The organism is Halalkalibacter suaedae (assembly GCF_017939705.1).
In the GTDB taxonomy this organism is placed as follows: Bacteria; Bacillota; Bacilli; order Bacillales; family Bacillaceae_D; genus Halalkalibacter; species Halalkalibacter suaedae.
This window is the reverse complement of record NZ_JAGKSQ010000003.1, coordinates 13,507-33,995: the sequence shown is the minus strand read 5'-3', so window position 1 is coordinate 33,995 and position 20,489 is coordinate 13,507. Positions and strand designations below refer to the sequence as shown.

At 37.5% G+C, this 20,489-nt stretch carries 21 protein-coding genes; 19 read left to right on the top strand and 2 right to left on the bottom strand.

What is annotated here, in order from left to right; genetic code table 11:
- Positions 1 to 2: 2 nt before the first annotated feature.
- The 9 genes from J7W16_RS07600 (at position 3) to J7W16_RS07560 (ending at position 7,135) form a co-directional block, all read left to right on the top strand.
- Positions 3 to 1,013, top strand: a complete 1,011-nt coding sequence (locus J7W16_RS07600; protein WP_210596705.1) for a sugar kinase — start codon at positions 3 to 5, stop codon at positions 1,011 to 1,013.
- Between the two features lie 119 nt (positions 1,014 to 1,132).
- Complete coding sequence (locus tag J7W16_RS07595; protein ID WP_210596704.1) at positions 1,133 to 1,921, top strand: SDR family oxidoreductase; 789 nt, start codon at positions 1,133 to 1,135, stop codon at positions 1,919 to 1,921.
- A 138-nt stretch (positions 1,922 to 2,059) separates the two neighbouring features.
- On the top strand, positions 2,060 to 2,584 hold the full coding sequence (locus tag J7W16_RS07590) for a hypothetical protein (RefSeq protein WP_210596703.1): 525 nt from the start codon (positions 2,060 to 2,062) through the stop codon (positions 2,582 to 2,584).
- Positions 2,585 to 2,752: 168 nt separating this feature from the next.
- On the top strand, positions 2,753 to 3,043 hold the full coding sequence (locus J7W16_RS07585) for a transposase (RefSeq protein ID WP_210596702.1): 291 nt from the start codon (positions 2,753 to 2,755) through the stop codon (positions 3,041 to 3,043).
- A gap of 86 nt (positions 3,044 to 3,129) precedes the next feature.
- Entirely contained in the window at positions 3,130 to 4,023 is an 894-nt protein-coding gene (locus tag J7W16_RS07580) for a PhzF family phenazine biosynthesis protein (RefSeq protein ID WP_210596701.1), read from the top strand.
- A gap of 16 nt (positions 4,024 to 4,039) precedes the next feature.
- Positions 4,040 to 4,561 carry a YfiT family bacillithiol transferase gene (locus tag J7W16_RS07575; protein WP_210596700.1) on the top strand — a complete coding sequence of 174 codons (522 nt, stop codon included), beginning with the start codon at positions 4,040 to 4,042 and terminating at the stop codon, positions 4,559 to 4,561.
- 183 nt (positions 4,562 to 4,744) lie between these two features.
- The gene (locus tag J7W16_RS07570; protein WP_210596699.1) at positions 4,745 to 4,933 is read left to right on the top strand and encodes a hypothetical protein; all 189 of its coding nucleotides are present in this window, start codon (positions 4,745 to 4,747) and stop codon (positions 4,931 to 4,933) included.
- A 145-nt stretch (positions 4,934 to 5,078) separates the two neighbouring features.
- Positions 5,079 to 5,918 carry an aldo/keto reductase gene (locus tag J7W16_RS07565; RefSeq protein WP_210596698.1) on the top strand — a complete coding sequence of 280 codons (840 nt, stop codon included), beginning with the start codon at positions 5,079 to 5,081 and terminating at the stop codon, positions 5,916 to 5,918.
- A gap of 101 nt (positions 5,919 to 6,019) precedes the next feature.
- The gene (locus J7W16_RS07560; RefSeq protein ID WP_210596697.1) at positions 6,020 to 7,135 is read left to right on the top strand and encodes an NAD(P)/FAD-dependent oxidoreductase; all 1,116 of its coding nucleotides are present in this window, start codon (positions 6,020 to 6,022) and stop codon (positions 7,133 to 7,135) included.
- A gap of 74 nt (positions 7,136 to 7,209) precedes the next feature.
- On the opposite strand, the gene J7W16_RS07555 is transcribed toward J7W16_RS07560, so the two are convergent.
- Positions 7,210 to 7,455 (bottom strand): HPr family phosphocarrier protein, encoded by a 246-nt coding sequence (locus tag J7W16_RS07555; RefSeq protein ID WP_210596696.1) that lies wholly within the window; start codon positions 7,453 to 7,455, stop codon positions 7,210 to 7,212.
- Between the two features lie 223 nt (positions 7,456 to 7,678).
- On the opposite strand from J7W16_RS07555, the gene J7W16_RS07550 reads away from it, so the two are divergent.
- The 10 genes from J7W16_RS07550 (at position 7,679) to J7W16_RS07505 (ending at position 19,157) form a co-directional block, all read left to right on the top strand.
- Positions 7,679 to 8,533, top strand: coding sequence for a gamma-glutamylcyclotransferase family protein (locus tag J7W16_RS07550; protein ID WP_210596695.1), 855 nt, complete (start codon positions 7,679 to 7,681; stop codon positions 8,531 to 8,533).
- Positions 8,534 to 8,706: 173 nt separating this feature from the next.
- Positions 8,707 to 9,255, top strand: coding sequence for a ribosome hibernation-promoting factor, HPF/YfiA family (hpf, locus tag J7W16_RS07545; RefSeq protein ID WP_210596694.1), 549 nt, complete (start codon positions 8,707 to 8,709; stop codon positions 9,253 to 9,255).
- A gap of 91 nt (positions 9,256 to 9,346) precedes the next feature.
- Complete coding sequence (locus J7W16_RS07540) at positions 9,347 to 10,207, top strand: alpha/beta fold hydrolase (RefSeq protein ID WP_210596693.1); 861 nt, start codon at positions 9,347 to 9,349, stop codon at positions 10,205 to 10,207.
- 561 nt (positions 10,208 to 10,768) lie between these two features.
- Positions 10,769 to 11,551 (top strand): coiled-coil domain-containing protein, encoded by a 783-nt coding sequence (locus J7W16_RS07535; protein ID WP_210596692.1) that lies wholly within the window; start codon positions 10,769 to 10,771, stop codon positions 11,549 to 11,551.
- Between the two features lie 374 nt (positions 11,552 to 11,925).
- Positions 11,926 to 13,335, top strand: coding sequence for a PTS mannitol transporter subunit IIBC (locus J7W16_RS07530; RefSeq protein ID WP_210596691.1), 1,410 nt, complete (start codon positions 11,926 to 11,928; stop codon positions 13,333 to 13,335).
- 201 nt (positions 13,336 to 13,536) lie between these two features.
- Positions 13,537 to 15,615, top strand: coding sequence for a BglG family transcription antiterminator (locus tag J7W16_RS07525; RefSeq protein ID WP_210596690.1), 2,079 nt, complete (start codon positions 13,537 to 13,539; stop codon positions 15,613 to 15,615).
- Positions 15,616 to 15,626: 11 nt separating this feature from the next.
- On the top strand, positions 15,627 to 16,061 hold the full coding sequence (locus tag J7W16_RS07520; RefSeq protein ID WP_210596689.1) for a PTS mannitol transporter subunit IIA: 435 nt from the start codon (positions 15,627 to 15,629) through the stop codon (positions 16,059 to 16,061).
- 1 nt (position 16,062) lies between these two features.
- On the top strand, positions 16,063 to 17,199 hold the full coding sequence (locus J7W16_RS07515; RefSeq protein WP_210596688.1) for a mannitol-1-phosphate 5-dehydrogenase: 1,137 nt from the start codon (positions 16,063 to 16,065) through the stop codon (positions 17,197 to 17,199).
- A 121-nt stretch (positions 17,200 to 17,320) separates the two neighbouring features.
- Entirely contained in the window at positions 17,321 to 18,682 is a 1,362-nt protein-coding gene (locus tag J7W16_RS07510; RefSeq protein WP_210596687.1) for an MATE family efflux transporter, read from the top strand.
- 319 nt (positions 18,683 to 19,001) lie between these two features.
- A complete protein-coding gene (locus tag J7W16_RS07505; protein WP_210597241.1) occupies positions 19,002 to 19,157 on the top strand; it encodes a hypothetical protein in 156 nt (51 codons plus the stop codon).
- 234 nt (positions 19,158 to 19,391) lie between these two features.
- On the opposite strand, the gene J7W16_RS07500 is transcribed toward J7W16_RS07505, so the two are convergent.
- On the bottom strand, positions 19,392 to 20,294 hold the full coding sequence (locus J7W16_RS07500) for a CAP domain-containing protein (protein ID WP_246879914.1): 903 nt from the start codon (positions 20,292 to 20,294) through the stop codon (positions 19,392 to 19,394).
- Positions 20,295 to 20,489 lie beyond the last annotated feature (195 nt).

Below are 20,489 nucleotides of genomic sequence, written 5' to 3'. Positions count from 1 at the left end.
AAATGAAAAGAGTAGTAACACTAGGGGAAATCCTTCTTCGTTTATCCCCTCCAGATCGTAATCGCATCATTGGGAGTCAATCCTTTGACGTTAATTACGGGGGGAGTGAGGGCAATGTTGCCGTTGCACTTAGCCATTTTGGCATTGATACAGCTTTGATTACGAAACTTCCAGATAATCCAATTGCAGATGCTGCTATCCAACAATTAAGAGGGTTTGGTGTAAATACTGATTTGATCATCCGTGGTGGTGAACGGATGGGTCTGTATTATCTCGAAAATGGTTATTCTGTTAGATCAAGTAGAGTGGTTTACGACCGCAAACATTCATCCATTTCAGAAGCTGAAATTAGTGAATTTAATTTTGATCAAATTTTTGAGAATGTCGATTTATTTCATGTGTCAGGAATTACGTTAGGTATTAGTGAAGAAGCCTATCTGCTTGCCAGATCATTTATGCAAGAAGCAAATCGTCGAGGGATTAAGGTTAGTTTTGATTTTAATTATCGTAGCAAGCTATGGACCACAGATGAGGCAAAAGCTAAGTTCTCCAAGGTTTTGCCATACGTCAATATTGCATTTGCAGGTGTACTTGATTTTACTACTTTCCTCGGGATCGATCCCGAAGAAACGAGTAATCTTGTAACTAAAATGGATCATAAAAAGTTGTATAAAAAAGTAAATGAACACTATCAATTTGATTATATTGTTTCATCCTATCGTACGGTTGTCTCAGCATCACATAATGAGTACCAAGGACTTGTCTTTAATGGTGAAGAAGCATTTCAGTCGAAAAAATATCAATTGGATATTATTGATAGAGTTGGAGCAGGTGATGCATTTACAGCTGGTTTTCTCTATTCTTATCTTTGCGATAAGGAAGAACAATACCAAGTTCAATTTGCAGCAGCAGCCGGGGCATTGAAGCATACAATCTTTGGTGATGCTTTACTTTCGTCAAAAGAGGAAGTTGAAAATTTGTTTCAATCAAACACATATCATGTACAAAGATAAAGTTAAATTGACTTAAAGATCACTGTCGTTTTTTAGACTTGTCGTGTGATTTCCGTGAATACCTTTCTGGAATATGGGGAATATTACTCGGCAAATACAGTCTGAAAAGGAGATTGCTGATGGAAGCTAAGAACTTATCTGGAAAAGTAGCTATTGTTACGGGTGGATCCTCTGGAATAGGAAGGGCAACTGCACTTCAGCTCGCAAAACAAGGAGCAAAAATTGCCTTAGTTGATTTAAAAGAGGAGAAAGCTGAGCTAGTCAAAAAGGAAATTGAGGAACTGGGCGTGGAAGCATTAGTGACAGATACAGATGTCTCAGATCCGAATCGAATGGCAGAAAGCTATGACCATGTGTTGGAGCACTGGGGACGACTTGATATTGTTTTTGCGAATGCGGGTATTAATGGGAAAGTTGAGCCAATTGAGGATTTAACAGCAGAGGATTGGGATCAAACTTTGGGAACAAACCTTAGGAGTACCTTTTTGGCTGTGAAATTAGCTATCCCGCATATGAAGACAAACGGTGGAAGTATTGTAATTACTAGTTCAATCAATGGAACGAGAACATTTAGAAGCTTCGGAATGTCCGCCTATAGTACATCTAAGGCAGGCCAAGTAGCATTTGGCAAAATGGCAGCATTGGAATTGGCACGATATCGGATACGAGTGAATATGATTTGTCCTGGTGCTATCAAAACAAATATAGGGCAAAATACGTTTCCTGATAAAGAGGAACTTGAAAAGATAAAAATTCCAATTGAATTTCCAGAAGGCTCTCAGCCACTTGAGCATAAAGCGGGTACACCTGAGCAGGTAGCTGACCTTGTTTCGTTCTTATCTTCTGATTTATCAAGTCATATTACAGGTAGCGTCATTCATATTGATGGTGCTGAATCTCTTTTATAACAAAGATTGAGTTATATTTATGATGAAGAGGCACTGGGAAGGTCTTTATTCTTTTTCAGTCGTCTCTTATCAGTTAATACGTACTGTCTTCACACTTTAATGGTATAGTAATGGGAGAGAAGATAAGGGGTGTGAACGATGAGAAGATTACTTAAAGGTTTTTTGCTATTTAGTATGTTCTTAATTGTAAGCGGTTGCGGTGAAGAGGAAGATACGGGTGTGAAGGTTGCCCTTTTTTCAGATATCCCACTAGAATTTAATGATGATTTTGAAGGGTTGATTCAAGAATCTACTCCTTCAAGCTCAGATGTTGAGTTTAGTTCTTATGCCGGTTTCTATGAAAAATTAATTGTTGAATTTATTTCAAAGGAAGTTGACCTTTTTTTAGTAGATGAGGCACTAATTCAATCAGTATACGATCCAGAAGCCTTCAAATCACTAGATATGTTAACTGATGAACAATTGAAAACAGTACCTGATGAATATAAGTATGTGAATGAAGAGACCGGTGAGACAAACGTTCATGCCTACCCACTTGGAAATGATAGTAAATTACTAAAAGAGATTGGGATTGAGTTAGAGCGTCCCCTAATTGCCTTTATTCCCATTTTTAGTGGAGATAGTGAAACAACATCAAACATACTAGAATCCTTAATTGAATAATGATTAGCTATCTGGACTTTTATTCTTTGAAAGAGTGTAAGCTGCTAGTCATTTAAATAGTCCAAAAAAGAAATGTCTCAAAAACCTACAAAGGTTTCTGAGACATTTCTTTTGGCTATACTTGGTTGGAGAAGACAGTTTACAGAAATAGAGAAGGTGAATAGTTTTATGGAGTTAGTGATTGTTCTATCAATTATCATTGTTCCGATATCCATGTATTTCATTCAAAAAAAGTGGTCAAGAGCTCATGTTATCTTTAATTTTCTTGCCTTACTTTCATTTGCCATTTTCGCTTTTATTACTGCGGATTCTATCTCGGCAATCCTCATAACAGATGAAGTGTTTATGACGACCATTCACGGTATTTTCCTTAATCTATGGTTTCTAACGTCCGGGGCGTATCTTGGTTTCTATATTCTGTTGAGGTTGATTTATTTGAGTGTAATTGAAAGAGGATGATTTTGTGAAAGCCGGTCGAATATCCTCTGTTTTAATTTTGCTTAAGAGGTATAATTAACTAAGGACTTACAAGAAGGAGTGAGGTTATGAGAGACTATCTCATTTACCATGTTGATTCATTCACGGATCAACCTTTTAGTGGAAATCCTGCTGGTGTCGTTCCATTTGCAGAAGGTCTAACTGAAGAAGACATGCGTAAAATAGCTAGTGAAATGAATTTATCGGAAACTGCTTTTCTTGTTCCGAGTCAGCTAGATGAAGCGGATTATCGTATATGCTATTACACACCAACATGCGAAATCGACTTTTGTGGTCATGCTACATTGGCCGCTGCGTGGGTATTAGCCAAGGAATTTGATTTTCTGAAACAATCGACTCTATTAACCTTTGAAACAAATATTGGACTCGTTCCAATGGAGTTTTCTGACGTAGAAGGACAGCTATCTATAACGATGACTCAGCTAGAACCAACATCTAAGGAGATTCCTTTAAATTTAGCAGAACTAGCAGAAATACTAGGTATTGATGAGAAAGATATCGACATAAGATATCCTGTTAAGGCAGCACATACTGGAAATTGGCATCTAATAGTCCCTATGAGGACGATGAAGGCAATTGATCTTGCTGTACCTAATTTTCTAAGGCTTAAGGAGTATAATGAAGAACATTCTATTATTACAACACATTTATTTACACTTAATACACCAAAGGATGAGTTTTTCTCTTATACAAGAGACTTCGCTCCAGCAGTTGGAGTGAATGAAGACCCCGTTACAGGCTCTGCTAATGGTGCACTAGCAGGATACTTCTTGCTTGAAGAGATCGTTGAAACAAACAGTTCATTTATGATTGTTCAGGGCAATTCGATGAATCGACCTGGTGTCACAAAAATTAAGACGTTTCTTCAAGATAATAAAATGAGAGTGAAGCTGGGTGGGCAGGCAGTAATTACGATTAAGGGGCAAGTGACATTACCATAGAAAGGTGTGATTGTATATGGATACATTACGATACCCGATAGGCCTGTTTACATATAATGAAGAAGAGTCGGGGCAATTATTCCAGGTGTGGATTGATGAAATAAAACAACTTCCAACTAAGTTACGTGCTGCTGTTGAAGGATTAAGTGAAGTGGAGCTCGATACAACTTATCGCCCTCAGGGATGGACTGTTCGTCAAGTTGTTCATCATGTAGCTGATAGCCATATGAATGCATATATCCGTTTCAAATTAGCATTAACGGAAGAAAATCCAACAATCAAACCGTACGATGAGGGTGAGTGGGCACAACTTGCTGACTCTAAGTTAGACATTGATATTTCTTTGAAACTTCTTGAGGCTCTTCACGCTCGCTGGAGTATATTAATTGAATCTCTAACTGAAGAAGATTTGCAGAAGGTTTTTTCTCATCCAGAACATATGAGTACTATCACATTAAGGGAAAGTGTTGCGAATTACGCTTGGCACGGAAAGCACCATACAGCTCACATCACTGAACGATTCAAAAGAATAGGATAAGCATGAGACAGAAGCTAACTACCTCTAATGAGTTGACTAGCTTCTGTCTTTTTTAAAATAAAATTGTGCTCCTCCGCTAGTCCCCTGTCAAACGAGGATTCGTTGAATAAGATAAGCATAGTAGGTTCTATTCTACGGCGAGTATTAATACAATAAAAGAATATTAAAAAGGAGGGGTAACAAATGGACTATCTCATGTTTTGTGATCAGTGTGGTACACCGAAACCAATTGAAACGTATATCATGAGGGAGTACTTTTGGATTGCCACTCAGGTGTACTGTAGCAATTGCCATTATGCAAATCCAATTCCATCTTATCTACAATCCTTAGCACTTGAGATGAGAGAAGAAGAAAATAAACGAGATAATTAAACAGGACAAGCGTCCACAGGATAAGTCAAAATTTCTGCACTGGCAGTTTTTTGACTATTTTTTTGTATATGATTTGAGTTCTTATTGATAAATATGTTTATATAGTAGATAGAGAGCGATCTCATACAGATGAAGGAGGATTCATATGCCAACTAGCTTACAGGATACAACGACATTACATAATGGTGTTAAGATGCCATGGTTCGGCTTAGGTGTTTTCAAGGCTCAAGAAGGACAAGAAGTCATTAATGCAGTTAAATCTGCTATCAAAAATGGATATCGTAGCATTGATACAGCAGCTGTTTACAAAAATGAAGAGGGCGTCGGACAAGGAATTAAAGAGTCTGGAATCGCTCGTGAAGACTTATTTATTACGACCAAAGTCTGGAATAGCGACCAAGGCTATGATTCCACTCTAGCAGCATTTGAAACAAGCTTATCAAAACTAGGCCTTGATTATTTGGATTTATATTTAATCCATTGGCCTGGAAAAGATAAATATAAAGAGACTTGGAAAGCATTAGAAAAGCTTTATAAGGATGGCAAGGTACGTGCAATTGGAGTAAGTAATTTCCAGGTTCATCATTTGAAAGAGTTAATAAGTGATTCTGAAGTTAAACCAATGGTCAATCAGGTAGAGTTTCATCCAACACTTGCACAGAAGGAGCTTCTTACTTACTGTGAACAAGAAGGTATTCAATTAGAAGCATGGTCTCCACTTAAGCAAGGACAATTATTAGATGATCCAATTTTAAGCGAAATTGCTGAGAAATATAATAAAACAGTTGCTCAGGTCATTCTTCGTTGGGATCTGCAGATGAAAGTAGTAACAATACCGAAATCAATTAAAGAAGAGCGCATTATTGCAAATGCCGCTATTTTTGATTTTGAGTTGTCTTCAGAGGATATGGAGAAGATTGCTGAACTTAACAAAGAAGACAGAGTCGGTCCTAATCCAGACGACTTTAGTGTCGGTTTTGAATAATAACGTTTGTGAGGTTCCCATTGGAAATTGGGATCCTCTTTTTACTAAGTAGGTCTAGATTTGTTAAGCAGAAAAGTAATTAAGAAGACGAAGGTGTAGATATGCATATCATAATTATCGGGGCAGGTATTTTAGGAGCATCAACGGCTTATCATCTGGCGAGAGCTGGTGTCGATGTGACAATGATTGATCGAAATGATGCTGGTCAAGCAACGGATGCAGGAGCAGGTATTGTTTGCCCTTGGCTCTCACAGCGACGAAATCAGGCCTGGTATCAGCTTGCTAAAGCAGGAGCGAGGTTTTATCCAGAATTAATTGAAGGATTAGAGCGTGAAGGAGAGAGTGAGACAGGGTATGCTAAGGTTGGTGTTATCAGTGTTCATTCAGATGGGAAGAAACTTGACCAAATGGAAAAAAGAGCACGTCAGAGACGAGAGGATGCACCTGAGATTGGGGAAATTACAAGGTTATCCCCACAAGAAACGCAAAAGCAATTTCCGCTGCTTGCAGATGGGTATGCTTCTTTGCATGTAAGTGGAGGGGCACGTGTTAACGGGAAAGCATTGCGTCTTGCACTAATAAAAACAGCGATTAAATATGGGGCTGTCTTTAAGCAGGGCGATGCGGAACTCATTTGTAGTGAAGGTCAAGTAAATGGGGTTAAGGTTGAAGGAGAGTTTCTGCAAGCAGATCAGGTTGTTGTCACAGCTGGTGCTTGGGCAAAAGAATTATTTGAACCGCTTGGTGTCGAATTTCTAATCAAGCCTCAAAAAGCTCAAATCCTTCATTTGCAATTAGCGGATTATAATAACTGTGATGAGTGGCCTGTTGTAATGTCTCCGACGAGTAAGTATTTACTTGGTTTTGAAGAGGGAAGAATGGTAATTGGATCAACTCATGAAAATGACACCGGATTTGATACAACAGTTACAGCTGCTGGTCTCCATGAAATTCTAGGTATGGCCTTTGAGCTTGCTCCTAGATTAGCAACTAGTGCTGTATTAGAAACAAGAGTTGGTTTTCGACCTGTTAGTCCTGACTTTCTTCCGGTAATTGGGGAGATACCTGGTTTTAAGGGGTTGACTGCAGCCAATGGATTAGGTTCATCAGGCTTAACTGTAGGACCGTATTTAGGAGCTGAGTTAGCTAAGCTGATCCAGGGATTAAAGACAGAAATCGATCTTTCTTCGTATGATATTAAGGGAGCTATAAAATAGGACAAATTAAAAAAGGTTAACCGCTTACATTTTGGTCAACCTTTTTTAATTACAAATATTAAAGTAGATTACCTTTAGATTTTTTCGAAAATACCAATTGCAAGTAATGCATCTAAAGGGGCTGTATCCTCACTATCACTTACTTCAAGAATAACTTCATGATCTGGTTGTAGTGAGATGGCTAATAATCCTAACAAACTTTTTGCATCAATTACCCAATGATCTTTTTTAATTAGAATAGTCTCAGGAAATGCTCCAGCAGTGTTTACTAATTTTGTTGCCGTTTCGCCGAAGATTGGCTTTAACACTTTTACTTTCATTAATGTCACTCTCCTTTATCGTTTAAATCATCTTCATTATACAATAAATTGTTAAAATTAGCCTTGTAATTTCAAAAATAGTATAAATATTTTATGTGAATATTAATGTATAAGCATTAATGTTTAAGATTAGAGAGAGAAAAATACAATTATATAATAATTAGTTCGGATCTAATGATTAAAACCATCTAGTTCGTTATCTATAGTTTTAAGGAGTGGTGTAATGAATGTATTTGTCTATGGAACGTTACGACAGAATGAAGTAAATCATCATTATTTAGATGGAGCGATTTGCCTTGCGAGACAGTGTTGGGTTAATGGAGTGATGTATGATACAGGTTTAGGATACCCAACAATGATTAAAGATAAGAACCAACGTATCTATGGTGAATTATATCAAGTGAATGAGAACCAACTAGACCAGATTGATTGGCTTGAAGGTTACGGTGGAGAGAGTGTAAAAAACGATTATAATCGCGTGTTTGCAACGGTTCACACCGATTTTGGTGAAATGCAAGCATATGTCTATATTTATCCTGAATCAAAAGTGAAGAACTTTGAAATGATTCGTTATGGAGATTGGAAATGTCATCTTCATCTTCAAGACGAATCATTTCTCTATTTTGCTTACGGTTCCTGTATGGATCATGAGAGATTTCAAAAGCAAGGTGTTGATCATTTATTTAGGAAGCTTAAAGGTTGTGGTGTTGTTCAAGGTTATTCATTGTCCTATACTCGTCCCTTTGCAGACGGAGGAAGAGCTGATTTAATTGAATCGTCCGAATGGGTTGAAGGTAAGATATATGAAGTAAATCAAGAAGCACTAAAGTACTTATTCCTGCGTGAAGGGGTAGACACGGATGTATATCGTCCAGCATTTATAGACGTAATGATAGAAGGGGTGGAATACAAGAATGTGTTAACCTTTTTAGTTATACATAAAGAGGATGAAGTTGCTCCTCCAACGCACTATGCTAAAGAAATTATTAGAGGGGCTCATGGAATTGTAAGTGAACGCTATTATAGTAAGTTAATTAACGAGTTGAAGAGTAAATTTAATATAGAAATAGTAATATAGAAAAAGCTTCTTATCAGGGCCACTAGATTACGGTGAAAAGTATGTTTTTACCTCGATCTAGTGGCCTGACTTTATTTATTAACGTTTTTATTGTGATGAAGATCACAGAAACTGGTAATGAGAGAAGGTACGATAGGGGCGTGGCAAGAAACAAAAGTTTGGAGGAGATCTATATGAGGTTTAATATTCGTGGCGAAAATGTTGAGGTAACGAGTGCATTAAAGGATTATATTATAAAAAAAGTGGAGAAATTAGAGAAATATTTTGATGGGGCAATCCTGACTGAAGTGCAGGTGAAATTAAATGTTTACGAAAAAGGGTCAAAAGTTGAAATGACGATTCCTGTTAAGGGTTTACTCTTACGTGCTGAAGAACAACATCTTGATATGTACGCTGCTATTGATTTAATTGTCGATAAGCTAGAACGTCAAGTGCGTAAATACAAAACAAAGGTGAATCGAAAACCTAGGCAGTTGGTACGTAAGGAGCTATCAAATGTGGTTGTGATTGATCCCATCGCTCAAATGCTTGAAAAAGATGAGGAGCTTCAAGTGGTTCGGAACAAGCGCTTTTACTTAAAGCCGATGCATACAGAGGAAGCGATTCTCCAAATGCATTTGCTTGGACACCAATTTTTTGTTTATACAGATGCCGAAACTGAGTTAACGAATATTGTCTATCAAAGAAAAGATGGCAAATACGGTATCATTGAAACCGCATAAAGTGTTTTACGAGAATGAAGGTTCGATCATTGTATAGCAGACCCTTTTAGGAGAAGAATAAGACTAATTAACTCAGAAGAGAGGGCTTGCAATGAACGAGATCGAACATTCGTATATTGAAACAAATGGAGTAACATTACATGTTGCTATTGCAGGTCAAAAAGACGGACCACTTGTTATTCTTTTGCATGGATTTCCTGAATTCTGGTATGGGTGGAACCAACAAGTTACTCCTCTAGTGAAAGCTGGTTATCGTGTCGTCATTCCAGACCAAAGAGGCTATAATTTAAGTGAAAAACCAGAGGAAATAGACGCATATAAACTTACGACTTTACGAGATGACGTCATAGGCATTATTGATCAGCTGGGCTATGAACAAGCGAGCATCATCGGTCATGATTGGGGAGGGGCGGTTGCTTGGTATTTAGCTGCTAGTCACCCCTCTTATGTGAATCGGCTTATTGTTATTAATATTCCTCATCCGGAAATAATGAAGAAAGCACTGTATACGAAGCCAACCCAATTGCTTCGGAGTTCCTATATGCTCTTCTTTCAGCTACCGACGCTCCCTGAAAAATTCCTTCAATCCAATCAGTTTCAATCGTTAAAAACCGCGTTGAGAATGACGTCAAACCGAAATACGTTTGATGATCATACATTACATATGTACCTCGAGGCATGGTCGATGCCTTACTCACTCACAGGAATGTTAAATTGGTATAGAGCGATACGAAGAGGTAGTTTAAATCATGTGCCTATTTCTAAAATAACAATCCCTGTATGTATCATTTGGGGAAAGAACGATCAATTTTTACCTTTAGAATTAGCGAAAAGAAGTCTTGAAATGTGTCAAGATGGACAATTAATTGCTGTTGATGAGGCCACTCATTGGGTGCACCATGAACAACCGACTATTTTGAATCAGCTAATTCGTCAATTTTTAACTAATTAAGTAGAATCTACTCCTAGTCCTTGACTAGGTCAGCCTGTCGACAATGTCTCGCTAAGACGAGGCTTTGTCGACAGGCTTTTTTGCAGTTGAAAGGAAGACCATGATAAGTTGCTTCGAATCCGCTACCGGGATGGGGGCACGCTTTCCGCAGGCGGGCGTGGAACTAACCGGCTCTGCCGGTGGATTTCCACCTGCCCTCTCCTCCTGCAGGAGTCGGCCCCCATCCCGTCCGCTTTTTTAGAGGAGACATGGGAATCTACTCCCTCTTGAACGATCCCTTATAAAGTAAATTGGAGACAATTTATAGATTATTTTTATAATATGAATGAAAACAACTGGGATTGGGGGGACACCAATCCTTAGGTCTACCAACTGAAAATAGATGGAATTACGTAAAAACGCCTTTGAGAGTTATTTTCTCAAAGGCGTTTTGTCTCAGTCTGTCCTAGTCCTTGACTAGGTTTCAAGTATGGATATGTGTTCCATCGGGAATTTGGTGGACGCACTCAATCGCCTATAAATTCATAGACTAAAACTATATTGACGAAAGGAGTGGCAGAAGTGAAGAACAATAACAAAGAAAATTCTTTTGTAAAGCCGTTATTGTATCAAGAGGATAGACTACTAAAAGAACGTCCTAATCAGAACGTATTTTACTCACCAACAAGAGTTGATCATATCGAGTATCAAATGAAGACAATCCTTGAAAATAGTGAAAAGATGTCAAATAGATTAGTAAGACAGGAGCAAAAGACTCATTCCTTACAGGTATTAAATGAACATGTTCAAACGATGTTAAAGCAAAAACATAATGTACTAAATGAATTAATGATGAAACTAAATGAGTACGTACTCGAAAAGGATATGACTGTTAAGCAACTAAATGAGCTTGAACAAACGAACCTGGAAATAGCCGCTAGACTAGATGAGTACGAAAATAATAAGGACGATCTCTATGAACAATTAACTGAGTATAATGAAAATCTTCAAAGCCATGATCAATTAATGAAAAGTGTTAGAAAAGAGCAATTAAATCAAAAAGAACAATTGGAAGAGCTAGTGCAACAACTTCAATTAAGAGAAATTGATCACGATGATTTGTTTGAAAAGGTTAAGGATAACGAAACTGAACATAACCAAGTAGAAGAGCAAATGAATGAACTTATAGAAACAATAGCACGACTTACTTCTGCACATCGGAACCAGGAACAGCTACATTTGGAGTTGTATACTGAGTTCCTTGAGTTCAAAGATTATATCGATGGAGATATGGAGCGTCATACAAGCAAGGTGAATAGTGAGTTAGAGCAGTTGAAGATTGATCGAGCACAGCAAGAAATTTAAAAACTATTTTTGAATGTATTTAGGTTTGAGTGAATCTTAGTATTGAATGAGTGTAATCGTTGCGTTCTCTTAAGCCAACTATGAGTGGTTTAAGCTCATAGTTGGTGTGCAACGTCTGGAGTGATTGTGATTTTACGAATCCGCTAAAGGGGACTCCTTTAAACATCCTTCTTTTACATAAAAAGGTTTTGGTACTATTTGTTAAATGAAGTCAATAGCAAGATCTTAAAATAACTAATGTATTTTTGACAACATTGTGAATGACAAATTTCGTTTTTCTTTAAATTGAAAACGCTTCATCAAAAACTTATGATAATAGGTGTAAAGGGGAAACCTACTTACAGGCCAAAAAAAGCTTGAGAGGAGCAATTATAATGTCAAATTCTAAACCAGATGCACGTGTAAGAATACAGCGTTTTGGAAGTCACTTAAGTGGTATGATTATGCCGAATATTGGGGCATTTATCGCATGGGGGTTTATTACAGCCCTATTCATTCCGACTGGATGGACACCAAATGAAAACCTAGCTCAACTTGTTGGTCCTATGATCACATACTTACTTCCACTATTAATTGGTTATACCGGAGGAAAGATGGTGTATGGTGGACGTGGAGGAGTTGTTGGGGCAACAGCAACAATGGGGGTTATTGTTGGTGCTGATATCCCGATGTTCCTTGGGGCTATGATTATGGGTCCACTTGGTGGTTACTTGATTAAGAAAGTCGATCAAGCAGTCCAACCTAAAGTAAGACAAGGATTTGAAATGTTAGTCAATAACTTTACTGCAGGTATACTCGCAGGTATTTTATCAATTATTGCTTTAATCGGTATTGGTCCACTTGTTGAATCATTGAATAAGGTTCTAGCAGCTGGAGTAGAAGTGATTGTTGGAGCGGGCTTGCTACCATTAGCTAGTATTTTTATCGAGCCAGCGAAAGTGTTATTTTTAAACAATGCAATCAATCATGGAATTTTAAGTCCGCTTGGGGCTGAGCAAGCAGCAGAAACAGGGAAATCGATCTTATTTTTACTTGAATCTAATCCTGGACCAGGTCTTGGAATCTTACTTGCATTCATGTTCTTTGGTAGAGGAACAGCTAAGCAAACAGCACCTGGGGCAGTAGTTATCCACTTCTTAGGTGGTATTCATGAGATTTACTTCCCTTATATCTTAATGAAACCCTTATTGATCTTAGCTGCAATCGCAGGTGGAGCAAGTGGAGTATTAACATTTACATTATTCAATGTTGGATTAGTTGCACCACCATCACCAGGTAGTATCTTTGCCTTAATGGCAATGACACCAAAAGGTGGAGGGCATTTAGCAGTCTTATTGGGTGTATTAATTGCTGCAGCTGTTTCATTCGTCATTGCAGCAATCATCTTGAAGACTGGTAAGCAAACAGATGAAGATCTTTCAGAAGCGGCAGCAAAAATGGAAGAAATGAAAGGTAAGAAAAGTTCAGTATCAGGCTCATTTGCAGCAACTAATACAGAATTCGACCCTAAAAACGTTAACAAGATTATCTTTGCATGTGATGCGGGTATGGGCTCGAGTGCGATGGGTGCTTCTATCTTAAAAAATAAAGCGAAAAAAGCAGGATTGGATGTTGAAATTACAAACACTGCGATTAGTAATATCCCAGCTGATGCTGATGTGGTTGTAACACATAAGGATTTAACATCTAGAGCAAAGGAAAAACTTCCTACAGCTCATCACATCTCAGTTGATAGTTTCTTAAATAGTCCAAAATATGATGAATTAATTGATAGCCTTAAGTAAAACTAAGAAGACTGATTCAATGGATCTCCATTCCATTTGAATCGGTCTTTACATGTATAATTCAATTTTGGCAACAATGTAGATGACGAATTGATGTTTATCTTCTGTTGTTGTGAGATCGCAAAGGTTTTAAAATAGAAATTGTACCGTATCCTTATTAAGATTTGTCAGCAATGACAAACGGACGATGGTGGTGGATACATGTATATCTCAGCAAGGGAACGAACCATTCTCGAGGTATTATTAAGAAAAGAAGATGAAACAACAGTTAAGGAATTAGCTAAAGAGTTAAATGTCAGTTCAAGAACTGTTCACAGAGATTTAAAAGGTGTCGAAGATATTTTGCATGATGTGGGATTAGCACTCAATAAGAAATCAGGATCAGGAATTAAGATTATTGGTGAAGAGAATCTGAAAGAATTGTTGAAGAAACGTTTATTTCAAGAAAATCATAATGAATATACTCCTGATGAAAGGCTAACCATTATCTTAACGTCATTATTAGAGGCAAAAGATCCAATAAAACTTGTATCCTTAGCTACTGATTTGAATGTAACGATTGCAACGATTAGCAATGACCTCAATAAAGTCGAGGAAAAGATATCTGCATTTGAACTCTCATTGATTCGAAAACGAGGCTACGGCCTAGAAATAAATGGTTCGGAAACAGCTAAGCGTAAGGCGATGAGTAAGCTCCTTCTAGATCATCTTGATGAATTTGAACTTATTACGCTCGTTAAAGAAAATATTATTAAAAAATCTACAGATCCTATTGAGGCAACGTCAGATCGACTTTTAGGTCTTGTTGATAAACAGAAGCTTTTTATAATTGAAAAGCATGTAAATGAGATTAAAGGTGATCTTCCTTACTCAATGGCAGATAGTGCGTATATTGGCTTGCTTGTTCATTTGACACTAGCGATTGAGAGGATTCAGCAAGGAGAAAATGTTACGTTCAATGAGGAATACCTTGAAAGTTTAAAGCACACAAGGGAATTTACTGTTGCTAAGAAATTAGTAGAGGCATTAGAGAAAGCGTTTCAAACGTCAATCTCCCTAGGTGAAGTAGGCTACATAACAATGCATCTAATGGGAGCAAAATTACGAAATGATTATGATCATCTACTTGAGGATACAAGTCTACAGGTGGGAATTATCGCACAGAAATTAATTCAATTTGTCAGCAAAAGAATTAACTATAATTTAAGTAATAATTCTTCGTTGTTCCAGGGGTTAGTTGCACATCTAAGACCAGCGCTCTATCGAATTAAACAAAAGATGGGGATTTCAAACCCTTTGCTTTATCAAATTGAGCAAGATTATCATGAACTTTTTCTTACAATAGAGGCAGCAGTTCAAGAGACGTTACCTGAATTAATTATACCTAAAGAGGAAATTGGCTATTTAGTTATGCATTTTGCTTCAGCTTTACTTAATCAAGGTGATTTAAGAGAGCAACATGCTTTGGTGGTATGTTCAAGTGGAATTGGTACTTCGAAAATGCTTTCTACAAAGTTACAACAAGAAATTCCAAGTTTGAAAACATCTAATGTGTCTCTGTTTGATTTAGAGACAATGGACGAAGATGAGTATGACCTTATTGTTTCGACGATCCCTTTAGGAGGCTTGACTAAAGAGTATATTTTAGTTAATCCTTTACTCTCTGAGTTAGAGATCAACCAAATTAAAAGAGCTTTACTCGGTAAAAAGCAATTTGCTAAAAGTATTAAACAACCTACAATGAAGCGTGTTGATTTTTTAACGGAATTAAATAGGGTTCAGCATTATATAGCAGCATTACAACAAGTAATAAGTGGATTTAGCTTAACGACGTTGCAACAAGAAAAGAAAGAAGAAATGTTGATTGAAATTTGTGAACGCTTATTAGCGAAGAATGTTATTACAAATAGTGAGCAAGTCGTGAAAGAGCTTCTAGAACGAGAAGAAGTGGGAGGATTGGGAATTCCCGGTACAATGCTTGCCTTATATCATACCAGAAGTGATGCAGTACAAGTACCATCTTTTACCGTCTATCGGCTCCATTTCCCGCTTTCTATCAAGGCAATGGACAATTCACAGATGAAGATCAATACAATTTTAATGATGTTATGTCCGCAAGAAACGACTGAAGAAACATTGGAACTATTAAGCGGAATTAGTTCGATTATTATTAGAGATGAGAAGACGACTGACTCTTTTCAAACAAATGACGAAAAACAGTTAGAGCTGTTTTTTACCAGTGAATTAAGATCAATGTACAATCAACTGTTTATAAAATAGGAGTGGATATTATGAGTAAAGAAATTTTGGCTGTTGAAAATATCGAATTGAATGTATCTGTTAAAGACAAAGAGGAAGCGATTAGAAAAACAGGTCAAATCCTTGTTGATAAGGGATATGTTGAACCATCATATATCGAGAAAATGCTAGAGCGAGAAGAACTTACAACAACCTATATGGGTAATTTTGTCGCGATTCCACACGGAACAGAAGATGCAAAAAAGGCAGTTATAGAATCTGGACTTTCTATAGTGCAAGTTCCTGAAGGGGTTAGTTTTAATGGAGAGATTGTTAAAGTATTAATAGGAATTGCAGGAAAGGGAGATGAACATTTAGAGATTCTGTCGCAAATTGCGATTGTTTGTTCGGAGGAAGAGAATGTAAATCAAATTGTTGAAGCAAAATCAGCAGCAGAAATTCTAAACCTATTTAATGAGGTGAACTAATTTGTTAGCCGTACATTTTGGAGCTGGGAATATTGGTAGAGGATTTATTGGAAGTTTGTTGTCTGCAGCTGGATATCAGGTTTGTTTTGTTGATGTAAATACAGAAGTTGTGCAGTTGTTAAACGAAAAAAAAGAGTATCGTGTGGTTTTAGCTTCTGAAAATACAGAAGAAATTGTCGTAAAAGATGTTCATGCAATTAACAGTTTATCTAACCCTGAAGCTGTAATTGAGGCTATTACGAATGCTGATTTAATTACCACTGCAGTTGGACCAAATATTCTAAAAATCATCTCAGATCTGATTGCAAGCGGTCTGAGAGAAAGAGTAGACTTGGATCGGAAGCCATTAAACATTATTGCTTGTGAAAATATGATTGGCGGTAGTGAGTTCTTAAAGGAAAATATATATGAGAAACTAAATGCTGAGGAGCAGAAGAGATTTGATCAACTATTTGCTTTTCCTAATGCAGCTGTTGACCGAATTGTTCCAAATCAAACAAACGAAGACAAGTTAATGGTTTCGGTAGAACCATTCTATGAATGGGTTGTTGATCGCTCAGCTATGATTGGTGAGATGCCAACGATAGAGGGGATTACGTTTGTTGATGATCTAAAGCCCTTCATTGAAAGAAAGCTTTTTACTGTAAATACTGGGCATGCAGCAGCAGCTTATGTTGGCTATAGAGCGGGATTTAAGACAATAAAAGATGCGATGGATAATGAAACAGTGTACCAAACTGTTAAAGAGACATTGGTAGAGACAGGTAGTGTTTTAGTGAAACAGTACGGCTTTAGTAAAGAGGAGCATCAAAAATATATTGATAAAATTTTGGGTAGATTTACAAATCCGTATATTAATGATGAGATTCCAAGGGTAGCTAGAGGTCCGCTTCGCAAGTTAGGGCCAAATGATCGATTGATCAGTCCTGCTAAACAATACTTTGATGTGTTAAACGGGGAGCCTGAGCACTTGGCAACAACTATTGCAGCAGCCCTTCAATACGATTATTTACAAGATGAAGAAGCAGTAATTCTCCAAGAAAAAGTGAAAACTCAAGGGTATAAGGAAACACTAAAAGAAGTAAGTGGGCTTAGTGAAGGCCATCCACTGATTGATTTAGTATTAAGTAAAATATAGAATGAAAGAAAAAAGCAAACAAGATGAGATTTCTTGTTTGCTTTTTCTGTTCCATCCGACTTAATATAGATAGGTTGACTAAAAAAGAAATTGAGCAGATTGCATCAATGGAGGAAACTGTATGTACCATACTGATTCATTGAAAGAAAAAATAATGTTATTCATGAAAATTCTGTGGCCCATTATGGTTACACAAGTAAGTTTATATGCAATGAACCTAGTAGATACAATGATGTCTGGTCGTGTCGGGACGAATGATCTAGCTGGTGTGGCCATTGGATCAAGCTTGTGGATGCCGATTTTTTCTGGAATCAATGGAATACTACTTGCTGTGACGCCGATTGTTGCACAGTTAATTGGAAAAGGAAGAAAGGATCAAATTTCAGGATCGATTGTGCAAGCCTTTTATGTATCCCTGCTACTTGCAGTCGTTGTTGTCCTTGCCGGAATCGTATTCTTACATCCGATTCTCGGATTAATGGATTTAGATCCGGCTGTTTATCATATTGCTTATCATTATTTGGTTGGTCTATCGTTAGGGATCATACCGTTATTCTTGTCAAGTGTGCTTCGATATTTCTTTGATGCACAAGGATTTACTCGAATTACAATGGTAATTACAGTAGCGGCTGTTCCTTTCAATATTTTGTTGAATTATGGTTTGATCTTTGGTCACTTTGGTCTACCTCAACTTGGAGGTATTGGAGCCGGATATGCAACGGCTATTACGTATTGGATTATTCTGGCACTAAGTATTTGGATGACATTTAGGTTGGAATCATTACGACGCTATAAGCTTTTTATCGTATGGGCGAAGCCATCACTGAAAGCGTGGAAAGAACAATTAGCAATAGGTGTTCCTATTGGGTTATCAATCTTTTTTGAAGCAAGCATATTTGCAGTAGTGACTCTGTTGATTGGAATGATGTTTACAACGGTGACCGTAGCTGCTCATCAAATTGCACTTAGTTTTACCTCGTTGATCTTTATGATTCCGTTAAGCATTTCAATGGCACTGACGATTGTCGTTGGTTTTTCAGTTGGAGGAGATCGTCTAGAGGATGCAAAGCAATATGGAAAGCTTGGTGTTCTTGGTGGAATTGGTTTTCTAGCGGTTGGTGCTATTTTCCTTTATTTCTTCAGAGAACCCATTGCTTATCTATATACAACCGATCAAGAGGTTGTTATGCTAGCTGGACAATTCTTTATTATTGCGATCTTCTATCAGCTCTCGGATGCAGCTCAAGCAGGGCTGCAAGGGGTATTACGTGGATATAAAGATGTCCAAATACCATTCATCACCGCATTTATTTCATACTGGATTATTGGAATTCCTGCGGGGTATCTTTTATCAGTTTACACAGACTTAGGTGCATTTGGCTTTTGGATTGGTATCACACTTGGCTTGACATGTGCGGCGATCGGATTTCTTGTTCGTTTAGGTATAGTCCAAAAGAGATTTAGAGTTAAGGTGCTTAATTAATAAAAAAGTGCTGGGACAAAAGTGATTTAACCATAGAAAATCCGAATAAAAATAGTTGGCGGACATAAACCGCTCCTGAAATATACTACGCTTTCCGCGGGAAGCCGGTGAGCCTCCTCGTGCTTCGCACTGCGGGGTCTCACCTTTGGCTTTTAGGTCCCGCAGGAGTCTACGTATATTTCATCCGCTACGTAATTGCATTATTCGCTATTTCAGTTAGGCACTTTAGTTATGCCCGAACCTCTTTTTTTGAATTTTGAATGAAAAATGACTGCTTTCGGTTTACAATTAATGTTAAAGTGCCTTGGGGGTGAGTGGGATGCTATGGATCACAATTATTGTTGCACTTAGTCTTTTATATTATGGATACGATAAGAAAAAGGGATACGAATTAGAAGAAAAGAAAATCGAATTAGAACAAAAGAAAATTGATTTAGAAATGAAAAAGCTTGATTACGACAAAAGGCAGGAATAATTAGAAATGGTCGGCAATGAATTTGTTAATGTTAAAAAGAAGTTAACTCTAATTTTAACTCTAACACAGCTTGCTCCCCATCCCGGTAGCGGAGTCGAAGCATTTTTCAATGGCGACTCTCCTTTAAGATTTCTCGCTGTACTATACAAAAGCTTTATGAATTTCCTCAATAGGTACAATTGGTTATGGAAAAAAGGGTATTCAAGGTGATTTAACCTTGAATACCCTTTACCGTTATCGACCTATAAACATCTGTGTCCAATAATGACCTTCCTCAATATAACCAACACCAATATGAGTAAAATCTCCGTTCATTATATTTGCACGATGCCCTTCACTATCCATCCATGCTTGGACGACTTCTTCAGCTGAGCGTTGACCTTGAGCGATATTCTCTCCAGCGGAATTATACGATACATCAAAGTCACGAATCATATCAAAAGGAGAACCGTAAGTCGGACTAGTATGAGAAAAGTAGTTGTTTGTTTGCATATCATTTGATTTTTCTCTTGCGACATTACTTAATGCAGTATCTGCCTGTAAGTCAGCTAAGCCATTATTTCTTCTTTCTGCATTGGTTAATTCAATGACTTGTTGTTCAATTTCACTAATATCTCCCGACTGAGTTGGTTTAGCTGGAGTTTGCTCCTTTTCCACTGCAGGCTCTTCTGCTTGCTCCGTTTTTGGCTGCGGGGCCGTTGGTGAAGGTGCAGGTTGCTCTGTTTGTTGTTTTGGAGTAGGTGAAGCTTCTTGTTTGGTGCCATTCGTACCAGTATTGAGTCGTTCTGAGATTTGTTCAGGTGTAAGTTGTGTGGTTCCTTTAGGAATTAAACGAGCGATATCCTCTGGAGTAAGATGCTGAACATTTTGAGGTAGATGCTTTGTTATGTCCCCAGGAAGTAATTTAGCAATTTCGTCGCGAGAAAGCTGTACCGAATCCTGAACAGCGAACTCATACTTTGCATGCTGGACTTGGATAGGCTTTGTATGCGGAAATTCTTTACTTGAGTTTGTTGTGAAGTCACTTGAAATCTGGCCTTGCCCGACTTGTAATCCTTCCATTGCATTTTCATCATTATTCCCACAACCTACCAATGTTAGGATGCTGATGAGTAAAACGGTGATTGTTCTTTTCATGATTCATAATTCTCCTTTATTCAAAATGGTTTTTCTTAGTATTAGTTATTAAATGAAATAAATGATGGTAAATAAAGGTTGGGAATCATGTAATCGGAGGAGTGATTCAGTAAAAGAAGGCGGATCTAAGGCTGAAATTCTCACGTCCTATAGTTGCTATTTTTTATTTCATAAATTTTAAATTATAGGATGGCT